General features: G+C 58.3%; 19 protein-coding genes and 2 tRNA genes. 8 read left to right on the forward strand and 13 right to left on the reverse strand.

The features are described from left to right. Positions 1-430 precede the first annotated feature (430 nt). The 3 genes from IM267_RS14675 to ldtA all read left to right on the forward strand — a co-directional run bounded on the left by IM267_RS14675 (position 431) and on the right by ldtA (position 4,599). A complete protein-coding gene (locus tag IM267_RS14675; RefSeq protein ID WP_063868381.1) occupies positions 431-862 on the forward strand; it encodes a universal stress protein in 432 nt (143 codons plus the stop codon). Positions 863-909: 47 nt separating this feature from the next. Continuing rightward, entirely contained in the window at positions 910-3,603 is a 2,694-nt protein-coding gene (locus tag IM267_RS14680; RefSeq protein ID WP_193033674.1) for a cation-transporting P-type ATPase, read from the forward strand. Positions 3,604-3,666: 63 nt separating this feature from the next. Continuing rightward, entirely contained in the window at positions 3,667-4,599 is a 933-nt protein-coding gene (gene ldtA, locus IM267_RS14685) for a L,D-transpeptidase (protein WP_193033675.1), read from the forward strand. An 84-nt stretch (positions 4,600-4,683) separates the two neighbouring features. Here the strand turns inward: ldtA and IM267_RS14690 are convergent. Further along, positions 4,684-4,759: transfer RNA gene (locus tag IM267_RS14690), tRNA-Asn, on the reverse strand. Positions 4,760-5,079: 320 nt separating this feature from the next. Between IM267_RS14690 and nac the strand changes: the two genes are divergently transcribed. Next, positions 5,080-5,997: a nitrogen assimilation transcriptional regulator NAC gene (nac, locus tag IM267_RS14695; protein ID WP_063450207.1), complete on the forward strand. Its 918-nt coding sequence runs from the start codon at positions 5,080-5,082 to the stop codon at positions 5,995-5,997. Positions 5,998-6,093: 96 nt separating this feature from the next. Continuing rightward, on the forward strand, positions 6,094-7,044 hold the full coding sequence (gene cbl, locus IM267_RS14700; protein WP_193033676.1) for an HTH-type transcriptional regulator Cbl: 951 nt from the start codon (positions 6,094-6,096) through the stop codon (positions 7,042-7,044). Between the two features lie 99 nt (positions 7,045-7,143). On the opposite strand, the gene IM267_RS14705 is transcribed toward cbl, so the two are convergent. The 6 genes from IM267_RS14705 to IM267_RS14730 all read right to left on the reverse strand — a co-directional run bounded on the left by IM267_RS14705 (position 7,144) and on the right by IM267_RS14730 (position 15,353). Further along, positions 7,144-7,219 (reverse strand) — tRNA-Asn (locus IM267_RS14705). Positions 7,220-7,386: 167 nt separating this feature from the next. Then, a complete protein-coding gene (locus tag IM267_RS14710; protein ID WP_193033677.1) occupies positions 7,387-9,576 on the reverse strand; it encodes a TonB-dependent siderophore receptor in 2,190 nt (729 codons plus the stop codon). Between the two features lie 26 nt (positions 9,577-9,602). Next, complete coding sequence (locus IM267_RS14715; protein ID WP_193033678.1) at positions 9,603-10,928, reverse strand: lysine N(6)-hydroxylase/L-ornithine N(5)-oxygenase family protein; 1,326 nt, start codon at positions 10,926-10,928, stop codon at positions 9,603-9,605. Continuing rightward, positions 10,925-12,667 (reverse strand): aerobactin synthase IucC, encoded by a 1,743-nt coding sequence (gene iucC / locus IM267_RS14720; RefSeq protein WP_370551740.1) that lies wholly within the window; start codon positions 12,665-12,667, stop codon positions 10,925-10,927. The genes IM267_RS14715 and iucC overlap by 4 nt, the downstream gene beginning before the upstream one ends. Then, complete coding sequence (locus tag IM267_RS14725; RefSeq protein ID WP_193033679.1) at positions 12,664-13,611, reverse strand: GNAT family N-acetyltransferase; 948 nt, start codon at positions 13,609-13,611, stop codon at positions 12,664-12,666. Before IM267_RS14725 ends, iucC begins: the two co-directional genes overlap by 4 nt. Beyond that, a complete protein-coding gene (locus IM267_RS14730; RefSeq protein ID WP_193033680.1) occupies positions 13,611-15,353 on the reverse strand; it encodes an IucA/IucC family siderophore biosynthesis protein in 1,743 nt (580 codons plus the stop codon). Before IM267_RS14730 ends, IM267_RS14725 begins: the two co-directional genes overlap by 1 nt. Positions 15,354-15,491: 138 nt before the next feature. Between IM267_RS14730 and IM267_RS14735 the strand changes: the two genes are divergently transcribed. Beyond that, a complete protein-coding gene (locus tag IM267_RS14735; protein WP_193033681.1) occupies positions 15,492-16,691 on the forward strand; it encodes an MFS transporter in 1,200 nt (399 codons plus the stop codon). Between the two features lie 3 nt (positions 16,692-16,694). Here the strand turns inward: IM267_RS14735 and mtfA are convergent, their stop codons facing one another. Further along, positions 16,695-17,492 carry a DgsA anti-repressor MtfA gene (gene mtfA / locus IM267_RS14740; protein ID WP_003859539.1) on the reverse strand — a complete coding sequence of 266 codons (798 nt, stop codon included), beginning with the start codon at positions 17,490-17,492 and terminating at the stop codon, positions 16,695-16,697. Between the two features lie 265 nt (positions 17,493-17,757). On the opposite strand from mtfA, the gene IM267_RS14745 reads away from it, so the two are divergent. Beyond that, a complete protein-coding gene (locus tag IM267_RS14745; protein WP_063868391.1) occupies positions 17,758-18,660 on the forward strand; it encodes a LysR family transcriptional regulator in 903 nt (300 codons plus the stop codon). Here the strand turns inward: IM267_RS14745 and IM267_RS14750 are convergent. The 3 genes from IM267_RS14750 to IM267_RS14760 all read right to left on the reverse strand — a co-directional run bounded on the left by IM267_RS14750 (position 18,632) and on the right by IM267_RS14760 (position 22,285). After that, entirely contained in the window at positions 18,632-19,423 is a 792-nt protein-coding gene (locus tag IM267_RS14750; protein WP_193033682.1) for a substrate-binding domain-containing protein, read from the reverse strand. The two genes, IM267_RS14745 and IM267_RS14750, sit on opposite strands and share 29 nt — an antisense overlap. A 3-nt stretch (positions 19,424-19,426) precedes the next feature. Then, positions 19,427-20,728: an MFS transporter gene (locus IM267_RS14755; protein WP_193033683.1), complete on the reverse strand. Its 1,302-nt coding sequence runs from the start codon at positions 20,726-20,728 to the stop codon at positions 19,427-19,429. A gap of 261 nt (positions 20,729-20,989) precedes the next feature. After that, positions 20,990-22,285: a serine hydrolase gene (locus IM267_RS14760; protein WP_193033684.1), complete on the reverse strand. Its 1,296-nt coding sequence runs from the start codon at positions 22,283-22,285 to the stop codon at positions 20,990-20,992. Positions 22,286-22,380: 95 nt separating this feature from the next. Between IM267_RS14760 and IM267_RS14765 the strand changes: the two genes are divergently transcribed. Further along, positions 22,381-23,286 (forward strand): LysR family transcriptional regulator, encoded by a 906-nt coding sequence (locus tag IM267_RS14765; RefSeq protein WP_193033685.1) that lies wholly within the window; start codon positions 22,381-22,383, stop codon positions 23,284-23,286. On the opposite strand, the gene fumA is transcribed toward IM267_RS14765, so the two are convergent. Both fumA and IM267_RS14775 read right to left on the reverse strand, forming a co-directional pair. Then, positions 23,275-24,924, reverse strand: coding sequence for a class I fumarate hydratase FumA (fumA, locus tag IM267_RS14770; RefSeq protein ID WP_193033686.1), 1,650 nt, complete (start codon positions 24,922-24,924; stop codon positions 23,275-23,277). The genes IM267_RS14765 and fumA overlap by 12 nt on opposite strands. A 55-nt stretch (positions 24,925-24,979) precedes the next feature. Beyond that, positions 24,980-26,488 (reverse strand): anion permease, encoded by a 1,509-nt coding sequence (locus tag IM267_RS14775; protein ID WP_074160984.1) that lies wholly within the window; start codon positions 26,486-26,488, stop codon positions 24,980-24,982. Between the last annotated feature and the right edge of the window lie 311 nt (positions 26,489-26,799).

A 26,799-nucleotide genomic window follows, 5' to 3' on the forward strand; every position in this document is an offset into this window, starting at 1 on the left:
ATGCTGGGGTGGCGCTATTCTGCCAGGGCCGAGACGACCACATAGGTAAATAAACCGATTGCTGTGCTGGCGATAATGGCAAGCGCGATAAACAAACCAAGGCGAATCAGGCTTAAACCGTACATGCATTCCTCCATGAGGTAGAAGGTGGCGCAGGGTAAATATGAATAAACGTATTGCATGCCTGACTATGAGCATAGTCGGTGAATAAATAAATGTTAAATAACCATTATTAGTGGCGTGGCAGGCTAAGGCGAAACACGTGTGACGATAGCGTATTCGCTTTGAATAACAACCTGATATTCCTGTGCTACGTTTAATAGCATTCATCCCTTTTTTCCGAAAAGGCCTTTGCGCATATACCCCCTGGTTTGATGCGATCTCTCCTGATTCACTCACAGCTGTGTTGGTTATAAAAAGGATGCTTGATATGTATAAAACGATTCTGGTGCCGGTGGATGTTTACGAAACAGCGCTGTCAGATAAAGCGCTACAGCATGCCCAGTTCCTGGCGCAAAGCGCATCGGGTGACGTTCATCTGCTGTACGTTATGCCAAAGTTCTCGGCTGAACTGACCCGCGGTTTTATTGCAGACGCGAGAAAGATGGATGAATATATGGTTAATAATGCTAAAGAAAAACTTGCCGCGCTGGTAAAAAAAATCAACCTGCCGGAAGAAAATGTTCATCTTCACGTTCGCAGCGGGAATATACGTGATGAGGCGATCAAACTGGCGGATGAACTTAACGCCGGCGCAATTATTGTGGGGTCGCGCAATCCAAATATTCAAACCCACTTATTAGGTTCAGAGGCGGCGAGTATCGTTCGTTATGCGCATGTTCCTGTTTTCGTTATTCGTTAATTGCATGAAAGCAAGGTGATTTCTGAAAAGAACCCGAGGAAGGAACGATGATAACAGAAAAGCCTCACCGTCCGTATTATCAACAGACCGTTGATGAAACCCTGACAAATATCCAATCCAGCCTGGACGGACTTAGCAGTGCGGAAGCCACCGTCAGGCTGGACAAATATGGTGAAAATGCCTTACCGCAAAAACCGGGTAAACCCGGCTGGCTGCGCTTTCTGGCCCATTTCAACGATGTTCTCATTTACGTTCTTCTGGTGGCGGCGCTGCTGAAGCTGATAATGGGACACTGGGTGGATATGTTTGTCATTCTCGGGGTGGCCGTCATTAACGCCCTGATTGGCCATATTCAGGAGAGCAATGCGGAGAAATCGCTGCAAAGTATTCGCAATATGCTCTCCAGCGAGGCGGTGGTCATCCGGCAGGGCAGCCATGAAACCATCCCCACCACGGCGCTGGTGCCGGGAGACATCGTGGTTATACGCGCCGGAGATCGCATTCCTGCCGACCTTCGTGTGATAGAGGCGCACAACCTGCGGGTGGAAGAGGCTATCCTCACCGGCGAATCCACCGTGGTAGAGAAAAGCAGCGATGCGCTCAGCGGTGAACTGCCGTTAGGCGACCGTTACAACCTGCTGTATTCCGGCACCACGGTCAGCTCCGGCGGGGGGAAAGGGCTGGTGGTGGCGACCGGCGGCGAGACCGAGCTCGGCCATATCAACCAGATGATGTCGGACATCGAAAAACACCGTACCCCGCTGATGGTGCAAATGGACAAGCTCGGCAAGACCATTTTCATCACCATTCTGGTCATGATGCTGGTGCTGTTTGTTTTCAGCCTCATCTTCCGCGATATGCCCGTTTCAGAGCTGGTACTGTCGCTGATTAGCCTGGCGGTGGCGGCGGTGCCGGAAGGATTACCGGCCATTATCTCGATCATCCTCTCGCTGGGCGTGCAGGCGATGGCGCGCCGCAAGGCGATTATTCGCAAGCTGCCTACCGTGGAAACCCTGGGGGCGATGACGGTTATCTGCTCGGATAAAACCGGCACCCTGACCATGAATGAAATGACGGTAAAAGCGGTGATTACCGCGGATACCACCTACCGCGTGGAGGGCGACAGCTACGAGCCGGTAGGCACTATTCACCCTGTTGACGATCCGACGCCAGTCAGCGTGACCCAGGGATCTGTGCTGGAGCGCTATCTGCGCACTGTCGATCTCTGTAATGACAGCCAGCTGATCAAAGATGAGCAGGGGTTATGGAAAATCACCGGCGGCCCCACCGAAGGCGCGCTGAAGGTGTTGGCGGCCAAAATTCCGCTGCCAGCAGTTGATGCCGAGTTGCGCAGTAAAATCCCCTTTGATTCGCAGTACAAATACATGTCCACCCTGTATCGTCTGGGCGACGAAGAGGTAATGTTAATCACCGGTGCGCCGGACGTCCTTTTCCGTCTTTGTCAGCACCAGCAGACCCACAGCGGGCTCGAGCCGTTCAACCTGCACTACTGGGAAGAGAAGATTGAAGAGTATGCGCGCGAAGGGTTGCGTATGGTGGCTGCGGCCTGGAAACCGGCCGCCAGCGGCCAGCGGGAGCTGACCCATGCCGATCTGCAAGAGGGCGTTATTCTGCTCGGCATCGCGGGCATGATGGATCCCCCGCGCCCGGAAGCCATTACGGCCATCGCCGACTGCCTACAGGCGGGCATTCGCGTGAAAATGATCACCGGGGATCATCCGCAAACGGCGATGAGCATCGGGCAGATGCTGGGTATTGGCAACGCGGCGAGCGCCATCACCGGACGCGAGCTGGAGGCGATGGACGACCATCAGCTGAGCGACGCGGCGCAAAAATACGATATCTTTGCCCGTACCAGCCCGGAAGATAAATTCCGCCTGGTGCAGGCGCTGCAAAGTAAACAGGAAGTGGTCGGGATGACCGGGGACGGGGTGAACGATGCGCCGGCGCTGAAGCGGGCAGACGTCGGCATCGCGATGGGGATCAAAGGTACTGAAGTCACCAAAGAAGCCGCCGACATGGTATTAACGGACGATAACTTTGCCACCATTGCCCGGGCGGTACATGAAGGGCGTCGGGTCTACGACAACCTGAAAAAGACCATTCTGTTCGTGATCCCCAGCAACATCGCCCAGGCGCTGCTGATCATTATCGCCCTGCTGGCGGGGAACCTGATCCCGCTAACACCGGTACTGATCCTGTGGATGAACATGGCAACCTCGGCAACGCTGTCGTTTGGTCTGGCGTTTGAAGCGGGTGAAAAGGACATCATGAACCGGCCGCCGCGTAAGTCTAACCTGCACGTGATGGACGGTTACGCCATCTGGCGCGTGGTGTTTGTCGGCCTGATGATTGCCATCAGCGCCTTTGTGCTGGAGGCCTGGCTGCAACCGCGCGGCTACTCGCCGGAGTTCATCCGCACCGTGTTGCTGCAAATGCTGGTGACTGCCCAGTGGTTTTACATGCTCAACTGCCGCGTCACCGACGGCTTCTCCCTGAGTAAAGGTCTGCTGGCTAACAAGGGGATATGGATTGTGAGCGGCGTGCTGCTGGCGCTTCAGCTTCTGATCGTCTATGCGCCGTTCATGCAAATGCTGTTCGGTACCGAAGCGCTGCCGTTCCGCTACTGGATCATTACTTTCCTGGTCGGGTTCGCGATGTTCATGATCGTTGAAGCGGAAAAAGTCCTTACCCGGAGATGGCGCACGACGAAAAAGTGATTGCGTGAGTATGATAAGCCTGCCCACCGGCAGGCTTTCTCTTTTGGATGAGTACAGAACACTATGATTCGATTTGTCGCGTTCGTTTTTACGCTTCGTATGCTGGTTCCCGCTGCATCTGCTGTCACTTACCCGCTGCCTCCCGAGGGGAGCCGCCTGGTGGGAGCGCCGATAACCGTCACCGTACCTGAAGGCAATACCCTGCCGCTCGAAGCGTTTGCAGCGCAGCACGGGCAGGGGTTGAGCAATATGCTGGAAGCTAACCCGGGGGTAGATCCGTTTTTACCGCGTGCCGGTACACAGCTGGTGGTGCCGCAGCAGTTAATTTTGCCGCCAACGGTGCGCGAGGGGATTGTGGTGAACGTCGCGGAAATGCGCCTTTACTATTATCCACCCGGCAGCAATACGGTTGAGGTGCTGCCTATTGGCATTGGTCAGGCCGGGCGCGAGACGCCGCGTAACTGGGTAACCGCCGTTGAGCGCAAGCATGAAGGCCCAACCTGGTCACCGACGCCCAACACGCGGCGCGCTTACGCGAAAGAGGGGAAAACGTTGCCCGCGTTCGTTCCCGCCGGGCCGGATAACCCGATGGGGCTGTATGCTCTCTATATCGGCAGGCTGTACGCTATTCACGGTACCAACTCGAATTTCGGCATCGGCCTGCGCGTCAGCCAGGGCTGCATTCGCCTGCGTAATAACGATATCAAATACCTGTTTGATAACGTTTCGGAGGGGACGCGGGTACAGCTTATCGATCAGCCCGTAAAAGTGACCACCGAGCCGGACGGCAGCCGCTGGGTTGAGGTCCACGAGCCACTTTCACGCAATCGGGCTGAATTTGAATCGACCAACAAGGTGCCGCTGCCGATTACGCCTGCATTGCGGTCGCAGCTCGTGAGCGAGGGCGCGGCCGCTGAGCTGGATCGGCGGTCGGGGATGCCGGTGAGGCTTGCTATGCCCGGTGGCGCTGCGCTTACCGGGGCTACAGGACCGTAGGTCGGGTAAGCGCAGCCGCCACCCGACAAACTTACCGAACGCAGAAAAGCAAAAAGCCTGCTTTAAAAGCAGGCTTTTCAAATTTGGCTCCTCTGACTGGACTCGAACCAGTGACATACGGATTAACAGTCCGCCGTTCTACCGACTGAACTACAGAGGAATCGTGTGAACGGGGCGCATATTATCGACCTGCGTACGCCTTGTCAAAGGATGGATCGCTGACTTTTAACTGTTTGCTGACAAAACCAGCAAAGTGACGTTTTTGCCAACGTAATGCACCATTTTTGTGCAGACATACCCCGAATGGGGCAGATCGGAAACCACTGTCCCGGACTCAAAACTGGCATTAGCGATTGGCTTTCCTTATTTTCAGCCGCTTAGCACAGATATTTTCCCGCCGCCAAAAACTGGCATCCATATTGCAAAACCTGTTTAACAACACAGCCGTTACCGGCACGCTATTTTCGAACAGGGGGCAACATGAACTTAAGACGACTGAAATACTTCGTAAAAATCGTCGATATCGGCAGCCTGACCCAGGCGGCTGAAGTGCTGCATATCGCGCAGCCTGCGCTGAGCCAGCAGGTCGCGACTCTGGAAGGCGAAATGGACCAGCAACTGTTGATCCGCACCAAGCGCGGCGTAACGCCTACCGAAGCGGGAAAAATTTTATACACCCACGCCCGGACGATCCTGCGTCAGTGCGAACAGGCGCAGCTGGCCGTTCATAATGTGGGTCAGACCCTGAGCGGGCATGTCTCCATCGGCCTGGCGCCGGGGACGGCCGCATCGTCTGTCACCATGCCGCTGCTTCAGGCGGTGCGCGCTGAGCTACCGGAAGTGCTGGTTTATCTGCATGAGAACAGCGGTTCCGTGCTCAATGACAAACTGCTCAACGGTCAGCTGGATATGGCCGTGCTGTACGACCGCTCACCGGTTGCCGGGATCACCAGCCAGCCGCTGCTGAAGGAAGATCTTTATCTGGTCGGGACCCGTGATTGCCCGGGGCAGAGCATTGATTTAACCGCCGTGGCGGAGATGAATCTGTTCCTGCCGCGCGACTACAGCGCCGTGCGCGTGCGCGTCGACGAAGCGTTCTCGCTGCGTCGTCTGACGGCCAAAATTATCGGAGAGATTGACTCCATCTCCACGCTGACTGCCGCCATTGCCAGCGGTATGGGGGTGACGGTACTGCCCGAGTCTGCCGCACGTTCACTGTGCAGCGCGGCGAACGGCTGGATGGCCCGCATCACTACGCCATCCATGAGCTTACCGCTCTCTTTGAATATGTCCGCGCGCGGTTCACTGACACCGCAGGCGCAGGCGGTGAAAGAGATCCTGATGTCTCTGGTCAGTAAACCGTCGCTGGAAAACCGCGAGCTGCAACTGGTGAGCTGATATTCCAAATAAGCATAAGATGCTGGTTTTTATTATTTGTTCTACAGCCCGGCTGACTCTAACAATAGCCTTATGTCAGATGCGCCGGAGTGAATCGTGAATTTCCAGCAACTTAAAATTATTCGTGAGGCGGCCAGGCGGGATTACAACCTGACCGAAGTCGCCAACATGCTCTACACCTCCCAGTCGGGCGTCAGCCGGCATATCCGCGAGCTGGAGGAGGAGTTAGGCATTGAGATTTTTATCCGTCGTGGCAAGCGCCTGCTGGGCATGACGGAACCAGGCAAGGCATTGCTGACCATCGCTGAGCGCATTCTCAACGAGGCCAGCAACGTTCGCCGGCTGGCGGATCTCTTTACCAACGACGCTTCGGGGGTGCTGACCATCGCCACCACCCATACGCAGGCGCGCTACAGCCTTCCGACGGTGATCAAAGCCTTTCGTGAAATCTTTCCTGACGTACGGCTCGAACTCATCCAGGGCACGCCGCAGGAAATCGAAGTGCTGCTGCATAACGGTGGGGCAGATATCGGTATCGCCAGCGAGCGGCTGAGCAATGACCCGCTGCTGGTGGCATTCCCGTGGTTCCGCTGGCATCACAGCCTGCTGTTACCCGCCGATCACCCCCTGAACCAGGTTTCACCACTGACGCTGGAAGAGATCGTCAAATGGCCGCTGATTACCTACCGGCAGGGCATTACCGGACGCTCGCGCATTGATGAAGCGTTCAAGCGTAAAGGGCTCACGCCGGACGTGGTGCTGAGCGCACAGGATTCAGACGTGATCAAAACTTACGTCGAGCTAGGGCTGGGGATTGGCCTGGTGGCCGAGCAGTCTGGCGCAGAGCGTGAAGCCGACAATCTGGTGCGTCTGGATACGCGTCACCTGTTCGACGCGAATACCGTCTGGCTGGGGCTGAAACGCGGGCAACTTCAGCGCAACTACGTGTGGCGATTTATCGAGCTCTGCAATGCGGGGCTCTCCGTGGATGAGATCAAACGTCAGGTGATGGAGCCGGAAGAAGTGGCGATTGATTATCAGATTTAGTCGCTAATCAGCTGGCCGGGTAAGGCGCAGCCGCCACCCGGCAAATTTACCGAACCCACAAAAGCAAAAAGCCTGCTATAAAAGCAGGCTTTTCAAATTTGGCTCCTCTGACTGGACTCGAACCAGTGACATACGGATTAACAGTCCGCCGTTCTACCGACTGAACTACAGAGGAATCGTGTGAACGAGGCGAATATTATCGACCTGCGTGCGCCTTGTCAAAGGGGAAAACGACGTTTTTGTTCGTTTGCCGACAATTTCAGCAAACCGATGATTTAATAGCAAATTTGCTTTCAAATTGCACAGCGAATTGCGCCGCCCGCAGGCAGGCGGCGCGAAGGATCAGAACAGAACGGAGTAGTTCAGACCAAACGTACGTCCACGGCCTTTGTAAGTATATAGACCCGGTGCGCCGTAGGTTGGGCTATACAGCCCCGGTGCGCGCTGGCCCCAGGCGGTGGTGTAGTCTTTGTCCAGCAGGTTTTCCACGCTGAAGCTGACTTTCCCCACCGGCAGGGCGTAGCTGCCGAGGAAATCAATGGTGTTATAGCCATCGATCTTCTTACCGTCGGCATCCGACACGTCGAAGGTTTGAGTGCTCTGCACGCGCAGGGCCCAGTCGCCCGGCGCCCAGTTGACCCATGCGCTGGCTTTCGACGGGCTGGCGCTGTCGACCGTCAGCTTCTCCCATTTCCCGTTTTCACGCGTTTCGGACTTGATGGCGTTAAAGTTCGCCCCGGTGCTCCAGTCGCTGTCGGTGAAGAAATAGTCCACCTGGCCTTCAACCCCGTAGATACGACGTTTGTCGTCTTCCAGGTTGATGGTCATGTCGCTCTTGTTGATGGTGATGGTTTTATCCGAGAGCGAGTAGTAGGCCGCCACCTGCGTACGCAGGTTATCGCCGGTGAAGCGCCAGCCAAGCTCGTAGGCGCTGACCTTAATCCCGTCCAGCGTCGAGTCGTTCACGTTCACGCTGTTTTGCAGACGATAGTGACCATCCACCAGCTGATAGGTGCCGGAACCGTAGTACTTCGCCAGATCCGGGATCTCGAAGCCCTGAGAGAAGTTAAACCACAGCTGCTGCTGTTCGGTCAGACGTCCAAGGATCCCGGCGTTAAACAGGAAGTTGTTGTAATCGGTTTTCCCGCCCGGCACCGCGTCTGCGGAGGTCGCTTTGCCCGTGGCAATAGCCTGCTGCTGGGCGTAACCGACAAAATCATCCACCTTGTTTTCGGTGTACTGGTAGCGCACGCCGCCGCTCAGGGTGATGGCGTCAATGTCATAGCTGGCTTGCAGGAACGGCGCGAGGTTAGTGATGCTGTAACCCGGATAACGGCCCACGTTGTAGGCGTTGTCCAGCTCCATGCCGCCGCTCGCCGCCGCTTTGCTTAAGTCGAAGAACTGCTGGTTGGCGTCGAACGTTTCATGGTCGGCATCCACGCCCCAGGTAAGCGTCAGGTCATCCATCGGCTTGCTGTTCAGCGTCAGCTTGCCGCCATAAAAATCGGTTTTCTGCTGGGATGCGCCAATGCTGGTTACCGCGCCTTTGCTCAGCGTCGGGAACGGGTAGTAGGTCAGGCTCTCATCACGGTAGTAAATCTGCGCAACCAGATCCTGGCCCCAGAAGTCGGTGTTCGAGTATTGCAGGTTAATCAGGTGACGCTCTGTGCCCGGGATACGGTCAGAGTTCAGGTTGTCTTTGTTATAGGCTTTGGCATCGCCCGTGACCGCAGCAAAATTCTCCCCGAGGAACAGGCCATGTTTCCCGTCGGATTCGCTCTTGTAGTACTGCGTGGTTAACTGGAGCTGCTGATGATCGTCGATGTTGATGGTGCCTGTTCCCATCACGTCGATACGGTCGGAATACTGCAAGCCGGTCTGGGTGTTATCGATAATCACTTCGTCGCCGTTGCCGTCATACCAGCCGCCGTAGCGCTGATACGAGACCGACAGACGGCCAGACGCGTTATCGTTACCGCCGCTCACGGCGGCAGAAACGTTCTCATCATGGTCGTTATGGCTGTTAAATCCGCTTTTTGCTCCGGTCTGGAACTCGACTTCGGTCTCCGGCTGGCCTTTTTTGGTGACGATGTTCACCAGCCCGCCGGTACTGCCGCCGCCGTAGAGCGAGGTAGCGCCGGAGATCACTTCGATGCGGTCAATGTTAAACGGATCGATAGAGTCGAGCTGGCGGCTGTCGCTGCGGGATGAGTTCAGGCGCACGCCGTCCACCATCACCATCATGGAGCGACCGCGCAGGTTCATGCCGTAGTTGGTACGTCCCTGGCTGCTGACGTCCATGCCGGGGATCAGCTGGGCCAGCACGTCTTTAATCTCTTTCCCGCCCTGGACCTGCTGCTCAATTTCCGCCCGCTCAATAACCCATGTGGTCTGCGCCATCTCTGCCACGCTGCGGTGGGCACGGCTGGCGGAGACCACAATATCTTCTTCCTTTTGTTCTTCCGCCCACGCAGAGGTAGAAAGCATGGCAAGCAGGCACGGATTTAAAACCCAAAGATGAGAACGTTTCATTGTTATGTTGATCCTGAATGTGTGTGTCAGTACTCGGTGGTCTTCATTAATGATTTAAAAACCTGGCTGCTCTCCGGGCTGGTGGTGCTTCGCCAGTGGATAACGCCGGGGGTGGTTGCCAGTTCAAACGGCTCGTCATCGTGAGCGCGATTCAGAATTCGCGCCGCGCGCCAGGCCATCAGGCTGAGCTGGGGTTCGGCAATACCGAGACGGTGCATCCCGGCGTTGACGGCAAACAGGCGGTTGCGCTGCGGGCCGTCCCATTCAAGGGTGAAATCGTTGTTGATGCAGAAGGCGTCATCCTCATCCAGACGCAGTCGGGAAGAGAGTGGGGCCAGAAACGCGGGCTGCACGGCGCGGTAGCCGGTGGCGAAAATCACCACGTCGCTCTCCAGCTGTTCACGCCCGCCGTCGAGATGATGCTGTATGCTCAGGCGCTGCCCGTTTTCCAGGCGCGTCAGCGCCGTCACCGAGCGGGACGGCAGCAGGTGCGCCCAGGGTTTTTCGCGCAACACTTCGAAACGGTGGTACATGGCGCGGTAAATGGCCAGTAACGACTCCGTGGTGATCCCGTCGGAGGTCATCTTCTGTTCCTGCAACATCTGACGACGCGCGTCGTCATCGAGCGTGGAGAAGCTGTCCACATACTCCGGCGTGAAATACTCGTTAGCAAACGCGGCCTCATCCAGCGCGTTGTAATTGTTGCGGCGCGATACCCAGTTGAGGCTCAGCGGCTGGCCCCATTCCCCGCGGAAGATATTCAAAAACAGATCCGCACCGCTCTGGCCGCCGCCGACAACGGTGACGCGTTTGCCCGCTAAATCCGGCGTGCGCAGCATCATCTCGCTGGCGTGGAAGCAGGTATCATCCTGCGCGGTGACGCACTCGGGCAGATTGATCTGCTTACCAATCCCCACGCAGACGTGGCGCGCAAGGAAGCGATCCCGCTGGGTCACCACCTCAAACAGGCCGTTTTGCTCATCAAAGCTGACCTGCTGCACCTGCTGGCTGAAGGCCAGATTCGTCAGGTTATCCGCCGCCCAGCACAGGTAGTCGGCAAACTCCTCGCGAGAGACGGTGCGCTGCTCGGTGGTCAGAAAACGGTAGAACTTCTTACGCTGAACGAGGTAGTTCAGGAAACTGTGGCGGTTGGTCGGCTCCACGGCGCTGACCAGATCCTTCAGGAAGCTGGTCTGCATATGGCAGTCCGGCACCATCATCCCCGGGTGCCAGGAGAAGTGCGGCTTGCGTTCAAGAAACAGCGAGCTAAAACCGTCCAGCCCCTCTGCCAGCGCGGCGATGCTGAGGTTGAACGGACCGATACCGATGCCGATGAAATCATACGTTTTCATTGCGCTGACTCCTGGGAGACCAGAAAAAGAGGGTTATCAAGATCGCAGACGTAGTTCGGCAGCATGCGGCTGCCGCCGTCGTGTTCAGAGAAGGTCAGTTTGACCGGGTTGAGGATCACGCGAATAATCTGCGGCTTAAACAGGTCGAACTTCGCGAAGCGCGCTGCAAGATCCGGATGGGCGGCCATATAGCGGTGCAGCACCTGCGCCAGGATCTGATAGAAACGCGTTTCGCTCACGCCGCATTGCAGGGTGAGGCGCGAAATAAAGCGCAGCACCGTAACAAAGTTGCCGGTTTGCAGGTCGTGGATGATGTAATCCGCACTGAGGCGCGCGGTGACGGCTTTTACCTGTTCCGGCAGGCTCTGCGCCTGCGGGAAATCTTCGTCTACCAGGCGCATATCGCCCTGAAAATCCTTCAGCAGGATGCGCTGTGGAACGTCGTCTTTCATCACCAGCGTGACGTTCTGGCCGTGAGCGATCAGCGCCACGCCGTAGCGGCAGAGCAGGTGATAGAAGGGGATCACCGTCGCCTCAAACAGCCTGTCCAGCCATGCGTCAGCGGTTAAGCCCGAGCGTTTGATCCACGCGTCAATCAGCGGGCGCCCCTGGTTGTCGGTTTCCATCAGCGCCGCCATCAGCACCGCCTGTTCGCCGTCCTGTAAATAGCAGGATGGGTTCTCGCGCCAGATCACGCCCAGCATCTCCTGATAGCGGTACGGCGCCTCAGGCAATGCGGCATAACCCGGATGTGACAGATAGCCGGCGGCGGGTTCGCCAAGTACCTGCGCCCCGGAGCGAATCAGCGTGGCATCGCTGGCGAACTGCTGCTGTAACCAGCGCGAGGCCAGCGGACCGGCGGCAATGTACTTGCCCGGAATACCGCGGTAGCAGGAGGTGTTGTAGATGGTCAGCGGCAGCTTGATGTCATACGGTGCGCGACGGCTGGCGTTAGTCAGCGTGCGCAGGGACTGCTGCGCCAGATACTCATCGCCAAACTCGCCCAGCTCGACCATTTCGCCGCGCGCGAGCTGCGCCAGGAAATGAATGGCAATTTTTTGCTGCCACTGCCACGGATGCAGCGGCACGGGCAGCCAGCGGTCGTCCAGTTCCAGCGCCTGCCAGCAGGCGTCGAACCGGGCGCGCTCGGCATCGTCCATGGCGCTGGCGAGCAGGGCGTTAATGTCGCAATCGGCGTCGCTGCTCCAGACCAGACGCTCGCGCTGCACGGCTACCCAGTGCAGGCGAAAGCGACCACGATATTCCGGCGCGTACTGGCGTAGCGCATCCAGCCCCCAGCCGCGGCGTCCCTTGTTGAAGATAAACTTTGGGTGACCGCGCATCAGGCACTGTAATTCGTCCGGGTCGAGCTGGATCAGCGCATCGGCATCCAGCGCTTCGCGCACCTGCACCAGCTGCATGTCGCCGCGCAGCGTGGCGTAGAGATCTTCCATGTGCTCCGCCGTTTGCGCGTCGCTCATCTCCAGCACGGTGGCGAGTTGCAGCAGCGCGCTTTCCGCTTCGACCGCCGCGCCGCTGGCGGTGGTCAGGGTGTCCGGGTCGATATGCAGCCAGCCCCAGATCCCACGCGTGGCGCGGAACTGCCATGACGCGCTGCCCATGGCGATGCGCCAGCCGTCCGCCGAAACCGGCTCGGCGCGCAGGGTGCGTTCGTATTCCAGTTCAGCGAGGATTTTTGCCACCATCTCGCGGTTCACTTTCTGCCAGAGCGCGTTCACAGTTCCACCTCATGAAAGAAGCGGTGACGCTCGCTCATGATCAGACGAGAGCGCTTGTGCGGGAAGTCAAACTCCTTCACCGTGTCGAAACCGGCGGACGACAGGTGGCGGAACAGACGCTGGTTGTCGAAGCGCGGCTCGGCGACAATACGCGTTGTGCGCGGTTCATCGAGATACAGATAGTGGCTCAGCCCGCGCAGCCAGCTGCGGATATACTGCGCCCCGCGCCAGTGCTCTTCCCCGACCAGCATGTGCAGCCCACGGTCAAAGGACTGCCAGCGGTAGTGGCGGCCAATACGGTCTTCTGGCGCCCAGTAGAGTTCAAAATAGCCGAACGGTTCATCGTCAAAGCAGCCGATCACCGGATAGCAGTACGACGAGTCGAGCTGGCGACGCAGGTAATTTTCCTGTTCGGCCTGCGGACCGGCCATCTCCCAGAAGGCGTTCACGCGCGGGGTATTCATCCAGCGGGTAAAACGCTCGCCGTCCAGCGCCACGTCTGCCACGCGGAAACTCAGGGTGCGCTTAATCTGCGAATCGTAACGGCGATAGACTTCACCCTGCGGGCGGTGAGGGCGCAGCGGGAAATAAAGCTGGCGGCTCTCGTCAAACTGCATGCCGCCGCTCGCCTGCGGACGTTCCCCTTTCAGCCACAGCGGCAGCTGCCAGAAACGTTCACGCGCCAGATAATCCCCGCTTGCGAGGCTAAACAGCGCCTGCGCCTGGGGTTCATCCTGCCAGGCGGCCCACGGCAGGGTAATGCCCGTCAGGGCGGGCGCGGCAACAAACAGCTGGTCGAGCGCCTCCACCAGCCAGCCGTCCGGGATCCCGGCCAGACGATCAAGGACCGCGCTGCCGTCAAGACCCAGGGTCAGCGGCAGGTTTTTTTCCGTAGACGTGCAGCGGAAGCCGTAGCCGGAATGGACGATATTCGCAATGGCCATCACGCCTTCTCCTTATAAAACGGGTTGCTAAAGTCGAAATAGATCACCGCCGGATCGGCGATGGTGTTTTCGTTGCGATCGTGCAGGTAGCAGAAGAAGTTGCCCTTACAGTTCCAGGTCGGGCTGTCGAGCACGTAATCGAGGCAGCGGGTCTGCTTCGCCCTTTTGCGCAGGTCGGCCAGCGCGTCCCGCACGCGGGACATCAGGCTCTCTTCACTGTCGAAGCCGGCAGCGGCGAGGGCGGCGGTCACGGCAAGGGTGGAGTTCAGCAGCAGGTAGTACGGGAAGTAGCGCAGCAGCTGGCTGTCGCCAAAGCGGTTTTCCACGTCGGTTTCGCCCGCTTCTTTCAGCCACGCGTCGGCCCCTTCGGTCCATGCGCTGCCCTGGCAGTCACGGTAGATCAGCCCGACGGGAAAATCCTGCTGCATCTCAACGAGGATATTTTGCTGGTGCGCCAGCAGCACCAGGCCGTAGTCCGCCTCGGCGCTGAACAGGGGGAGTAATACGCGGTCGCAGTAGGCATCCAGCCAGCAGCGCGCGGCCTGGGCAAGCGGGAGATCCAGACGCGCGCTCAGACGGCGAACCGCCGCCGCCAGCAGGCTGTCGCCGCCGTCCGGTGCGGCCTGCGTCAGGCTTACCAGCACGTTAGTTTGCGTTTCAGGGGTAGGGAACAGCAGGTTGACGCGCAGGGCCATCAGGCTCTCTTCCTGAACGACGCCGTGCTCATCGCACAGGCCCGCCCAGCCGTCTTCCTGCATTACGCGCATGGTCGGGTAGCGCGCCTGGAGCCCCTGCCAGCGTTCCGTTTTCGCCAGTCGCGCCAGGCGCATTCCGCGCTTAACCTCTTTCACCGACAGCGTGCGCACGGAGTTGGTCAGGCGCACGCTCAGGGAGAATTTAATCATGTCGCTGTTGGTTTCGCTGTACAGCGAGCGGGAGGAGCTGGTGGGCAGCCACTGCGCGCCCGCTTCGCCCAGGTCCTGAAGGGCACCTTTTTCGACCAGACGCTGGCACCAGGGCTGTTCCAGCAGACAGTCAGCCTGCCACGGGTGCATCGGCAGCAGCCAGCGGGTATCGGTGAAGTGGCCAAGCAGCGCCGGGGCGCTCTGCGCCGCAAAGCGCAGCAGCCGCTCCCGCAGGGAGACATTCAGGCTATCGCCGGTAATCTGCTTACTCTCAACCGCGAACCAGCGCAGCGGGAAGCGGGAGGCAAAATCCGGCAAATAGCGGCGCGCCTCGGCGTCGTTAAACGGCTCGTGCGACTTAGGTGCCGGGTGAAACGCGTGGCCGACCAGCAGCGCCTGTTCCGCTTCGGCAAAGGTCAGCGGCTTATCGCGCAGGTTGGCCCAGTTGTGGCGTAAATCAATGGCCTGCCAGGTATGCGTATGGCTTTCCAGCACGCGCTGCCTGAAGCGCGCCAGCGTATTGGCATCCAGAGATCCGTTGACCGACGGTTTTTGCAGAATGAAATCAATCAGTTGATGAAATGTGACCGCGTCACCACCGTCGCTGTCGGCCTGAATCAGCGTGGCCGGGAAACAATACTGGTGATGCTGCGTGGGGGAGAAATAGCGTACCGGAACCCGAATGGCCTGGGTTGGGGAGAGCGGGATATGAATCTGCGATAACTCATCCGCACGGGTTGCGGGAAGATAATGCCAGTCCTTCGTTTCGCGCAGCAGCGCGTTCAAAAAACACTGGGCCGCAACATCTGTACCGGCGGAGCGGGGCAGAGCACGCATAGATGTACCTCATTCCATGACTGATAATAATTCTCGTTATGATATTCATTCTGTTTACAGCCGCAACTATTTTTGCAATATTTGTTTTCATAAACTTCATAATTTCCACACATTTATTGACATTATCTTCACAATTCTATGCGCGCCTCTATTAATAATCTGACTGATGATATTGCCCCGAAGGCCAACTGGCCCCTGGCGCTGGGCGCCGGTTTACTGGGCATCGGACAAAACGGTTTGCTGGTCATGCTGCCGCAGCTGGTATCAATGACCGGTTTTTCGCTCTCCGTCTGGGCCGGGCTGTTGATGTTCGGCTCGATGCTCTTTTTACCCGCATCGCCCTGGTGGGGACGCCAGAGCGAGCGGCGCGGCTGCAAGATCGTTATGCTGGCCTCGTTAGGCGGCTATCTGGTGAGCTTCGTGGTGATGGCGCTGGTGGTCTGGGCGATGGCGCACGGCGCGCTGAATGCCTTCTGGGGAATGGCGGGCCTGATTCTGTCGCGCATGCTGTACGGCCTGACGGTCTCGGGGCTGGTGCCTGCGGCCCAGACGTGGGCCATTCAACGTGCCGGGCTGGATAAAAGAATGGCGGCGCTGGCGACGATAAGCTCTGGCCTTAGTCTCGGGCGTCTGCTGGGGCCGCCGCTGGCCGCGCTGATGCTCAGCGTCAGTCCGGTCGCACCGCTCTGGCTGATGGCGCTGGCACCGCTTATCGCGCTGCTGCTGGTGCTGCGCGAGGCCGCGGATCCGCCGCTGCCGCCGGTGGCGCATCAGTCGACGCGGTTACAGGCCTCGATGCTGCCTTTCCTGGCGCTGGCGCTGCTGCTGGCGGCGCTGGTCAGCCTGATGCAGCTTGGCTTATCGCCCCATCTCCACCCGCTCTTCAATGGCGATGCCGTGCAAATCAGCCATCATGTCGCGATGCTGCTGAGCCTGGCCGCGCTGGCGACCCTGGCGGCACAGTTTCTGGTGGTGCGCCCGCAGCATTTTAGCCCGAGGGTTTTACTCTTCATTGCCGCAGTTCTGATGGTGGCGGGGCTTGGGCTGATGTGCCTTGCAAGCGTAGCCCTGTTCTACGTGGGCATTGTCATCACCTCGCTGGGTGCCGCCATGGCCACGCCGGGTTACCAGCTTTTGCTTAACGATCGGCTGACGACGGGCAAAGGCGCAGGGGTAATTGCCACCAGCCATACGTTGGGGTACGGGGCGAGCGCGCTGCTGGTGCCCGTGGTGACGCGCTTGTACGGTGAGCAGTTTTTGATTACTGCCGCATGGGGAATGGCGGTGCTGTTTCTCGCGGTGAGCGTGTGGGTACGATCAACGGATCGTACCCCTTAAACATTAGTGGAACGGATGTGAGGACGTGCTCGCAGCGTCCTCGCTTTGCCGCAGACGCTGGAGCGGATCCTGCTGGTAAAACTGGCAAAAACGCTGCCACAACGCCGGGAAGCGAGGGGCGAAAAGCTCGGGTGCGCTAAAGAAATACTCGGACAGCACCGCAAAGCATTCGGCGGGATCGGTCGCCGCATAGGCATCAATGCTGGCCGCACTCTCACCCACCAGGTCTATCTCATCCTGAATGTTTTCCATCGCCGCGTGCAGGTCATGCTCCCAACCTGCGACTTCACGCAGCGGGATCAGCGGCACGCCGCTGGCGCGATCGCCGTTGCGGGTATCCAGCTTATGCGCCACTTCGTGAATAATCAGGTTGAAGCCCGAGGCATCGAACGAGTCCTGAATATCCAGCCAGTTGAGGATGATCGGCCCTTGCTGCCAGCTTTGTCCGGACTGCACCATACGCTGGTTGTGCACCAGGCCGATGTCATCCTCCCACTCGTCATCAACGATAAACGGTGCCGGGTAGATCAGCACTTCGTGGAAGCCATCCAGCCATTCGATGCCCAGCTCCAGCACCGGCAGGCAGAAGAGCAGGGCGATGCGCGAATTTTTAAGCGGGTCGAGCTCGAAGCCCTGTAGCGGTACCAGACGTTTTTGCTGTAAAAAACGCTCTGCCAGCTGAATCAGCTTTGATTGCTCTTCAGGCAAGAGATTCGCCAGCACGGGGATCGCCAGAGCCTCATCCCAGGGCAGCGCCATATTTCGACCAGCGTCGTTCGTTTTCCAGGGCCACTTAATCATCGCTTTGCTCGTTACTCGCACGTGAACAAAATGGAAAGGTCAGGGGCTGTTAGCATGCCAACATACTCTGTATAGCAGTATGACACTCCTCTTCGGCAGTTTGCAGACGGGCAGCCTGTTTAAGAGGAATCCAGCCCGCATAAACTATCACTATGTGCCGTCTGGTTGATAGCGCTTTAGGGGTATCCCCTTCATTTTGTGAAGTATGTCGTGCGCGGCTATGATAAACCTCTTCTCACCCTATGTGCTTAAGGATCTCGTCCGTATGCCCGTCAATTTTGACCTCAACGATCTCTACGCCTTCCGCGCGCTGCTGGAATATGGCAATTTCCGCCTTGCGGCAGAGTCTATCTGCCTTTCCCAGTCGGCACTGAGTCGCAGAATTGAAAAGCTGGAGGCTGCGCTGGGGGCAAAGCTTTTCGACAGAACCACCCGGCGCGTCACGCTGACCCTGTATGGTCAGACCTTTGCCGACCGGTGCGGACAACTGCTTGCCGACGTGGAGTCCATGCTTTCGGATATCGATAAAGCCAGCGAGGAGCGCACGGGGCTGATCACCGTGGCGACCGTGCCGTCAGCCGCGTGTTACTTTATGCCGGACGTGATCCGTCGCTTTCAGTCTCGCTACCCCCGCGTGCGCATAAAGCTGATCGACAGCAGCGCCGGGAATGTTATCGAGGCCGTCACCCGCGGACAGGCGGATTTTGGTATCTGCTTCGCCCAGAATTTGCAGCCCGACATCGAATGTGTCCCGCTGGTGGAGGACGTCTACGTCGCCGCCTGCCGGCGCGACAGTCCGCTTGCCAAAAGAAAAAGCCTGACGTGGCAGGCTTTTTATCAGCAGGATTATATCGGTCTGGATAAGACGTCCGGCAACCGCAATCTTCTTGACCAGCGGGTCGGGCATATTCGACCCGAGCGCCCCAGCATCTGCGAAACGCGGCACGTGACGACCATGCTGGGGATGGTTGAAGCCGGGATCGGCATTGCCGCCGTTCCCGCCATGTCGATGCCCCGCGCCGAGCATTCGCTCCTGACGTCGGTCCCTTTAACCGAGCCCGAGGTCAGGCGGACCGTGGGGCTGATTCGCCGTCGCGGGCGGATCCAGTCCTATATTGCTGCCGAACTGGAAGCGCTGATCACCGAGCAGTATCGCGATCTGCGCTAACGGGCTGTAGGCCGGTTGCCGTCACGATCGGTGCTGCATCCGGGGAAGAGAGAAAGGCCAGCAGCGCTTTCCCCCGTTCAGGATGGTCGGCGCTCTGGGTCACGGCGCCGGCGAAGCGAGTAATGTACTGCATGTCGTCAGGCAGCTTGCCCACAAACGTCACCCCGGGTACCGGCAGAAGTTCGCTGACCTGCTGAAAGCCGAGGTCGTATTTCCCTTTCGCCACCTCAGACGCCACCGGGATGCGTTCAACCCGGTGCGCTTTACCGTGAACCTGGCCGTCGATGCCCAGTTTCCCGAACAGCTCGCTCTCGACATACCGGCCGCTGGCGCTGTCGGAATACGCCATGGATTGGGCCTTCAGCAACGTTTGTCGAAGGGCAGCCGCCGTACTGATATCCGGCACCGGCGCGCCCGCTTTAACGACCATCCCGACGGGCGAATCCGCCAGCTCCACGCGGGAGCCCGGCGCCGTCCAACGATCCTGTTCAAGCTTTTCCAGCGCATCGCCAACCATAATCACCACATCCGCTTTTTCGCCCCGGGCGAGCCGGGCGGGAATAGCCTGCGGCGTTTTGCCCATCGACGGGCCGGAGATCAAAACGAGCCTGTCGCCGCTTTTCGCCTCATACTGCGGCGCCAGCTTCTCCAGCGCCGCTCTGAAGCCGCCAGAAATCATCACCGTCACATCCTGTGCAAGCGCGCCCGCGCTGAGGATGGAGAAGGTCAGGGCGGCAATCACCGTTCTGAATTTAAGCATCATCAATCACTCCTCAACGGCGGTGTGCAGGGCTACCGTACGGCGACGATAGAGATAGAGCGTTGCCAGCAGGGCGCAAACGGCGGCAAAGCTCATCCAGTAGCCCGGAGAGGCTTTGTCCCCGGTGTACTCAATCAAGGCGGTCGAGATCACCGGCGTGAAGCCGCCAAAGACGGCGGTCGCCAGGCTGTAAGCCAGTGAGAAGCCCGCTACGCGGACTTCTGTTGGCATGATCTCCGTCAGGGCCGGGATCATCGCGCCGTTATACAGGCCATAGAGGAAAGAGAGCCACAGCAGTACGGTCAGCATCATGGAGAAGCTCGGGGCGGCGGCCAGCATCGTCAGCGCCGGATAGCTGGTTGCCAGCGCCAGCAGCGTCATGGCGATCAGCACCGGCTTCCGCCCGAAGCGGTCCGAAAGCGCGCCGCCGATCGGCAGCCAGATAAAATTGGACACCGCCACCAGCAGCGTGACCAGCAGGCTGTCCGACGCGCTCAGCATCAGCACTTTTTTACCGAAGGTCGGCGCGTAAACGGTGATCAGGTAAAAGGCGGTGGTGGTCATTGCCACCATCAGCATGCCCGCGACGACAACCTGCCAGTTGGCGAGCAGCGTTGTGAAGACCTGACGCATCGCCAGATGGTGGCGACGGGCGCTGAACTCCTCGGTCTCCTCCAGCTTGCGGCGCAGGAAAAAGATGAACGGCACAATCAGACAGCCAAACAGGAACGGGATACGCCAGCCCCACTCGCGAATGGCGCTCTCTTCCAGCACCACGTTCAGCGCGAAGCCCATCGCCGCCGCGACCATAATGGCGACCTGCTGGCTGCCCGACTGCCAGCTGGTGTAAAAACCCTTGCGGCCCGGCGTGGCGATCTCCGCCAGATAAACCGAGACCCCGCCCAGCTCAGCGCCTGCCGAAAAACCCTGCAACAGGCGGCCGGTCAGCACCAGCAGCGGCGCCCACAGGCCAATGCTCTGATAGGAAGGGATCAGCACAATCAGAAACGTTCCGGCGGCCATAATCGACAGGGTGACGATCAGCCCTTTACGGCGACCCACTTTATCAATGTAGGCCCCGAGGACAATGGCCCCGATCGGACGCATCAGAAAGCCCGCGCCGAAGACGGCGAAGGTCATCATCAGCGAGGCAAATTCGCTGCTGGCCGGGAAGAACGTGTGGGCGATATAGGTGGCGTAAAACCCGAACAGAAAGAAGTCGAATTGCTCAAGAAAGTTGCCCGACGTGACGCGGAAAATCGCGCCGGCTTTCGCCCGGACGGTTGCAGGTGAGGTTGAGGAAACCATGGTTATCTCCAGTTTTTATAGCGACGTTATGCTCGTCTGTTTCTGAAAACTGGATCAGGATGTGAGAATTAATAAGCGCAAAAAGCGCATGAATTGATGCGTGCCGCGCATGAATGACAATGTGTTGACCAGGATTTACATAGGCAACAATAACTTAACATTTGGGTGATCTTTTATTTACCTGTTTTCGCTAAGTTGCTGAAATCGCTGTTTTGTGACGTCGCGCAGAGGTGAAGCCAGGCAAAGCCTGGCTTCGGTAATTTAGCGCAGCGCGTTGGCAATGGCGCTAAACATCAGCGACGCTTCCAGCGGCTGGGCGCTGAATGACGGCTCCGCCTGTGGCCAGGTGGACCACTGAACAATCACCAGGTTTTCCTTCTGATTGACCACAATCATCTGGCCGAAAATGCCCAGCGCCCAGAGGGAGTCCTTCAGCGAATCCTCGACCTTTGGCTCTACGTTTGTGGCGTTGGCCGGCACCTCATTGTTCCACCACTGATAGCCGTAAAGACCTTTCGGATGCGCGGCGGAGACAGAACCTTTTGCCTGCGTCCACTCGGAGGACTGCTTCACCCAGCCGTCAGGGAGGATCTGCTTCCCGTCCGGCAGCGTACCGTTATGCAGGATAAATTCCCCGAAGCGTCCCCAGTCTTCCAGGGTTGCGTTAAATCCGTGCGCGCCCACGTCGTGCTGGCCTTTGCTGTAGGCATGCCATACGCCGTCGCTGGCCATGCCGTACGGCTGCCAGATGCTTTTCTCCAGATACGCGGCGAGCGTCATGCCGGTGGCGCGCTCAAGCACATCGCCTAACAGCCACGCGCCGCCCGAGGAATAGGACCAGTTTTCCCCCGCCGGATGTTCGCGGCGTAACCCTTTCACCAGCGTGCGTACGCAGTCGTAGGTGCCCGGCTTCGCTTCGCATTCGGTAAGCCGGGCGAAGTCTGACTGCGGGTTGGTGTAATCTTCATTCCACGCCACGCCGGAGGTGTGGGTGATGAGCTGTTTCAGCGTGACGCCGTCCCAGGCGGTGCCTTTTAAATCCGGTTCGTATTGGGTGACAAGGTCGTCCAGAGAGTGGATTTTACCCTCTTTGATCGCCACACCCACCAGCGCGGAAACCACGGATTTGCCCACGGAGCGCGAGGTCCAGAGCGTTGAGTCGGTATTGCCTTCTCCCAGATATTTATAGGCCACTTTGCCATTTTTCAGCACCAGCATGCCGCTGACGTTCTGGCGCTTCAGGTAATCCTGAAGATCATAGGTTTTGCCATTTACCTGATAGCGGGCATCTGTGAGCGGTTTTTCTGCGGCGAGCAGCGGCGAGGCGTTGCCGTGGCGGAATACATCGCCCGCGTAGTTGCGGTAGTCATTGCGAAAGCCCACCACGCGGTCGGCCTGACTCCAGGTGAGCATCGTATGGGCGTCCGGGAGTTTGGCATCAAAAGGCGCCGGACAGGTCGTGAGGTCGGTGCCGCCACAGGCAGCCATCGCGGCAGGCGAGACCAGGCTACCGACGACAAGCGCCGCGAGCAGCGTGCGATTGGTTTTGTTTTTCATATTTATCTCGTTTGGCTCAGGAAGGATTTCAGTTTAAGAACCCGCGCCCTATAATAAAAAGCGCGTTATGGGGGAAAATCCCCCGTAAAATTCGCGTGGAGAATAACGTGGCAAACCTGATCTACTCTTTTGCCCAGCTTGAGGCGTTCACCGCCGTCGCTGAGCACGGCAGCCTGATGAAGGCGGCCAGTAAACTCGGCAAAGATCGTACAACCCTTCGCGATCTGATCGATTTTCTTGAGGATGGGCTGGGCTACGCGCTGTTCCTGCGGGAGGGGCGCAGCCTGCGCCTGACGCCGGAAGGGGAGCAGCTTCAGCGGCAGGCGCACCTGCTGATGCGGCAGGTGAAAGCGTTTGAGGCGTTTGCCCGTACGGTGCCGGACAGCGCCACGCAGGACATTGCCCTCGTTTACGATCCTTTCACCCCCAGAGCCTTTTTGCAGGCGCTGATTGCCACGCTGGCGACGCAAAAAATTCGCCTGAGCCTGACCAGCGCGTCGCGCGATGAGGCGGAAGCCATGCTGGCGAGCGGTCAGGCCGATCTGGGCATCTGCCAGGCGCGCAACCGCAGCGTGGGCAATGAGATGGAGTGGCGGGCATTAGGGGCGATCGAAATGGATTTTTACGCCGCAACGGCGCTTTTTGCGGAGGTGGCATCGCCGGTGTCGCTGCTCGATCTCTCCCTGGTGCCGCAGGTGATCATGCATGCCGCATCCGACGAGCCGGTTGCGCGTCGCCTGCAAATTTCAGGGCACACCCTTTTCACTAACGAACTGGAGATGCTGCGCGGCCTGCTGGAGCAGGGGTGCGGCTGGGGTTTTTTGCCGACCCATCTTCACGCGGCGCGGTGGAAAAATGTAAGAAGGCTGCCCACCGAAGTGGGCAGCCAGGGGATAAGTCAGACGATGGTCACCATCTGGAAGCCGGGCAGCGACAAGCGCGGGCTTATCAACGATACGCTGTCGCTGCTGCCGGCATTATGGAAACGCTCAGCGCTGTGAGCACCCTTTGCACTGTTTGTTCTGGATCTGCTGGAAGAAGTCGTTGCCTTTGTCATCCACCAGGATAAACGCCGGGAAGTTTTCTACTTCAATTTTCCAGATTGCTTCCATTCCCAGTTCCGGATACGCCACGCACTCCAGGCTCTTGATGCTGTTTTGCGCCAGCACCGCTGCCGGGCCGCCGATGCTGCCGAGGTAGAAGCCGCCGTGCTTATGGCAGGCGTCGGTGACCTGCTGGCTGCGGTTACCTTTTGCCAGCATGATCATGCTCGCCCCGTGGGATTGCAGCAGGTCCACATAGGAGTCCATGCGCCCCGCAGTGGTTGGGCCGAGTGAGCCAGACGCATACCCTTCCGGGGTTTTGGCCGGACCGGCATAGTAGATTGGGTGATCTTTCACGTACTGCGGCAGCGCTTCGCCGTTATCGAGCAGTTCCTTCAGCTTCGCATGGGCGATGTCGCGCGCCACGATGATGGTGCCGTTAAGGGACAGACGAGTAGAAACCGGATGCGCGGAAAGCTGTGCCAGGATCTCTTTCATCGGTTTGTTGAGGTCAATGCTCACCACGTCGCCTTCATCCTGCTGGCGCAGGGATTCAGGAATATACTGGCCCGGATTGTGCTCCAGCTTCTCAATCCAGATCCCATCGCGGTTAATCTTCGCTTTGATGTTGCGGTCAGCGGAGCAGGAGACGCCCATGCCGATTGGACAGGAGGCACCGTGGCGCGGCAGGCGGATAACGCGAATATCGTGGGCGAAGTATTTCCCGCCGAACTGTGCGCCGAGGCCGAGGTTTTGCGCTTCCTGAAGCAGCTCCTGTTCGAGCTGAACGTCGCGGAACGCCTGGCCGTGCGCGTTGCCTTCGGTTGGCAGTTCATCGTAGTAGCGCGCAGAGGCGAGCTTGACGGTTTTCAGCGTGGCTTCTGCGGAGGTGCCGCCGATAACAAAGGCAATATGGTACGGTGGGCAGGCTGCGGTGCCGAGGGTGCGCATCTTTTCAACCAGGTAGTTTTTCAGCTTCGCCGGGGTAATCAGCGCCTTGGTTTCCTGGTAGAGATAGGTTTTGTTGGCAGAGCCGCCGCCTTTCGCCATGCACAGGAATTTATACTCGTCACCGTCGACGCTGTAGAGGTCAATCTGTGCGGGCAGGTTGGTGCCGGTGTTCACCTCTTTATACATATCCAGCGCCGCATTCTGCGAGTAGCGCAGGTTGTCTTCAATATAGGTGTTATACACGCCCTGGCTCAGCGCCGCTTCGTCACCGCCGCCGGTCCAGACGCGTTGGCCTTTCTTACCCATAATGATTGCCGTGCCGGTATCCTGACAGGTTGGCAGCACGCCTTTCGCCGCAATGTCCGAGTTGCGCAGGAATTGCAGGGCCACGTATCGGTCGTTCTCGCTGGCCTCCGGGTCGCTCAGAATAGCCGCAACCTGCTTCTGGTGAGAGGTGCGCAGCATAAACGCGGCGTCGTGGAAGGCCTGCTGTGCCAGCAGGGTCAGCGCTTCGGGCTCCACCTTCAGCACTTCCTGACCGTCAAACTCGGCAACGGAGACGTGCTCTTTGGTCAGCAGATAGTATTCGGTGTCGTCATGCGCGAGCGGGAAGGGGTTCTGGTAGAAAAACGGTTTGTTTGACATAGCGTATTGCTCCACAAAAATAAAACCGCCGGAGGAGAAGTCCGGCGGTCAGGAATCAGAACATCATGGACATCCACGGGTAGCCAATCAGCAGCAGGGCCGCCAGGAAGATGGCGCCGAAGATGGTGCCGAGGCGCCAGTAGTCTTTGGTTGGCAGGTAACCGCTACCGTAGTAAATCGGGCTTGGACCAGTACCGTACGGGGTGATGATCCCCATCACGCCCAGCGAGGTCACCATCAGCAGGACGAACACTTCCATATTCATGCCCGGAATGGTGGAGGCGATGGTCAGCATCGCCGGCAGCAGCGCCGTGGTGTGCGCGGTGGTGCTGGCAAACAGGTAGTGCAGCAGGTAGAACGCCAGCAGCAGGACGATGGTCGCCACGCCTGGAGAGATACCGCTCATCAGCAGGCCGCCTTCTTTACCCAGCCAGCTGATAAAGCCGGTGGAGGAGAGGCCATCCGCCAGCGCCACCAGGGTGGCGAACCACACGAAGGTGTTCCAGGCGGCTTTGTTGCCGGTGATGTCGTTCCACTCCAGTACGCCGGTCCACAGCATCAGTCCGACGATGAGCAGGGCAGCCATCGCGGGCTCAATCCATGCGGCGGCGAAGATCCACATCAGCAGCGCGCAGCACACGAACACCAGCAGCAGGATCTCATTGCGCGACAGTTTGCCCAGTTTTTCCAGCTCACGGGTCGCCCACAGCGGCACTTCGTTGTTCACCTTCACTTCCGGCGGGTAGAACCAGTAGGCCAGCAGAGGCATGGTCAGGATCAGCAGGATGCCCAGCGGCAGGAAGGCGAGGAACCAGGTGCCCCAGGAGATATCAATCCCAACGGTGCTTTTTACCAGCGCCAGCGCCAGCAGGTTCGGCGCAAGGGCGGAAAGGAACATGGAGCTGGTGATACAGGCCGCGGTAATGGCCACCCACATCAGATACGAACCGATTTTACGCGCGCTTGGGTCGTTCGGTTTTGAACCGTACAGCGGCGGCAGGTTGGCGATAATCGGGTAGATGGTCCCACCGCTGCGCGCGGTATTGGACGGGGTAAACGGTGCCAGCAGCAGGTCCGCGAAGGTAATCGCGTAACCGAGCGTCAGGCTGCGACGGCCCAGATATTTCACCAGAATCAGCGCCAGGCGGCGGCCGAAGCGGGTTTTGTCGTAGCCCGCGGCAAACATAAAGGCACCGAAGATCAGCCACACGGTGGAGTTACCAAACCCGCTCACCGCCCATTTAAAGGAGGCGCCCGCCAGCTTGAATTTCGGGTCAGCCAGCTGTTCGGGGCTAAAGAGCACCCACTGGCTGCACAGCGCAATCGCCACCACGCCGGTGAGGCCGATTACGGCGCCCGGCAGAGGTTCGAAAATCAACCCAACGATGACGCCAACAAAGATGGCGAAGTAGTGCCACGCATAAGGCGGCAGCCCTTCAGGAACGGGGACAAACAGCAGCAGAACGGCAACGATGATGGGCAGGGCCATCATCAGCAGGCGTTTTGCTGTTCCATTTGATGCCAGATTCGCCGCAGGAGGCGTTACAGCAGTTTTTGTTTTCATAGTTTCACGTCTTAAGTTGTCAAAAATTCGTCGTACAGCGAAAACACAAATTCGATTGCTTTATTCGTTTTGCTTTTTTTAGTTATTTAAGGTGCGTTTTTGTGTTTTCAGTAATAGCGATTTAACGCATTTTTGTTTGCGCTAAATAAAAAATGATGATGTTTTTATATTGCGCCTTTGGATGCCATTACTATTGATCGCGATCAAAAAAATAGAATTATGAGCGTATTTTTATACTTTTTATAATAACCACTCGGAGTAGTGTGGTTATTCGCTGGTTTTACGCATTTCATGTATCAAATTTATAACAT

The organism is Enterobacter cloacae complex sp. P15RS (assembly GCF_014895905.1).
Classification (GTDB): Bacteria; Pseudomonadota; Gammaproteobacteria; order Enterobacterales; family Enterobacteriaceae; genus Enterobacter; species Enterobacter quasihormaechei.

Excerpts from the sequence above, each read along its gene's own strand:
- IM267_RS14750 (WP_193033682.1), bottom strand. The coding sequence starts at position 19,423 with ATGATGCTTAAATTCAGAACGGTGATTGCCGCCCTGACCTTCTCCATC.
- IM267_RS14710 (WP_193033677.1), bottom strand. The coding sequence starts at position 9,576 with ATGAAACGTTCTCATCTTTGGGTTTTAAATCCGTGCCTGCTTGCCATG.
- IM267_RS14755 (WP_193033683.1), bottom strand. The coding sequence starts at position 20,728 with ATGGTTTCCTCAACCTCACCTGCAACCGTCCGGGCGAAAGCCGGCGCG.
- IM267_RS14725 (WP_193033679.1), bottom strand. The coding sequence starts at position 13,611 with ATGGCCATTGCGAATATCGTCCATTCCGGCTACGGCTTCCGCTGCACG.
- ldtA (WP_193033675.1), top strand. The coding sequence starts at position 3,667 with ATGATTCGATTTGTCGCGTTCGTTTTTACGCTTCGTATGCTGGTTCCC.
- IM267_RS14775 (WP_074160984.1), bottom strand. The coding sequence starts at position 26,488 with ATGAAAACAAAAACTGCTGTAACGCCTCCTGCGGCGAATCTGGCATCA.
- fumA (WP_193033686.1), bottom strand. The coding sequence starts at position 24,924 with ATGTCAAACAAACCGTTTTTCTACCAGAACCCCTTCCCGCTCGCGCAT.
- IM267_RS14715 (WP_193033678.1), bottom strand. The coding sequence starts at position 10,928 with ATGAAAACGTATGATTTCATCGGCATCGGTATCGGTCCGTTCAACCTC.
- IM267_RS14730 (WP_193033680.1), bottom strand. The coding sequence starts at position 15,353 with ATGCGTGCTCTGCCCCGCTCCGCCGGTACAGATGTTGCGGCCCAGTGT.
- IM267_RS14675 (WP_063868381.1), top strand. The coding sequence starts at position 431 with ATGTATAAAACGATTCTGGTGCCGGTGGATGTTTACGAAACAGCGCTG.
- IM267_RS14735 (WP_193033681.1), top strand. The coding sequence starts at position 15,492 with ATGCGCGCCTCTATTAATAATCTGACTGATGATATTGCCCCGAAGGCC.
- IM267_RS14680 (WP_193033674.1), top strand. The coding sequence starts at position 910 with ATGATAACAGAAAAGCCTCACCGTCCGTATTATCAACAGACCGTTGAT.
- nac (WP_063450207.1), top strand. The coding sequence starts at position 5,080 with ATGAACTTAAGACGACTGAAATACTTCGTAAAAATCGTCGATATCGGC.
- mtfA (WP_003859539.1), bottom strand. The coding sequence starts at position 17,492 with ATGATTAAGTGGCCCTGGAAAACGAACGACGCTGGTCGAAATATGGCG.
- IM267_RS14745 (WP_063868391.1), top strand. The coding sequence starts at position 17,758 with ATGCCCGTCAATTTTGACCTCAACGATCTCTACGCCTTCCGCGCGCTG.
- IM267_RS14760 (WP_193033684.1), bottom strand. The coding sequence starts at position 22,285 with ATGAAAAACAAAACCAATCGCACGCTGCTCGCGGCGCTTGTCGTCGGT.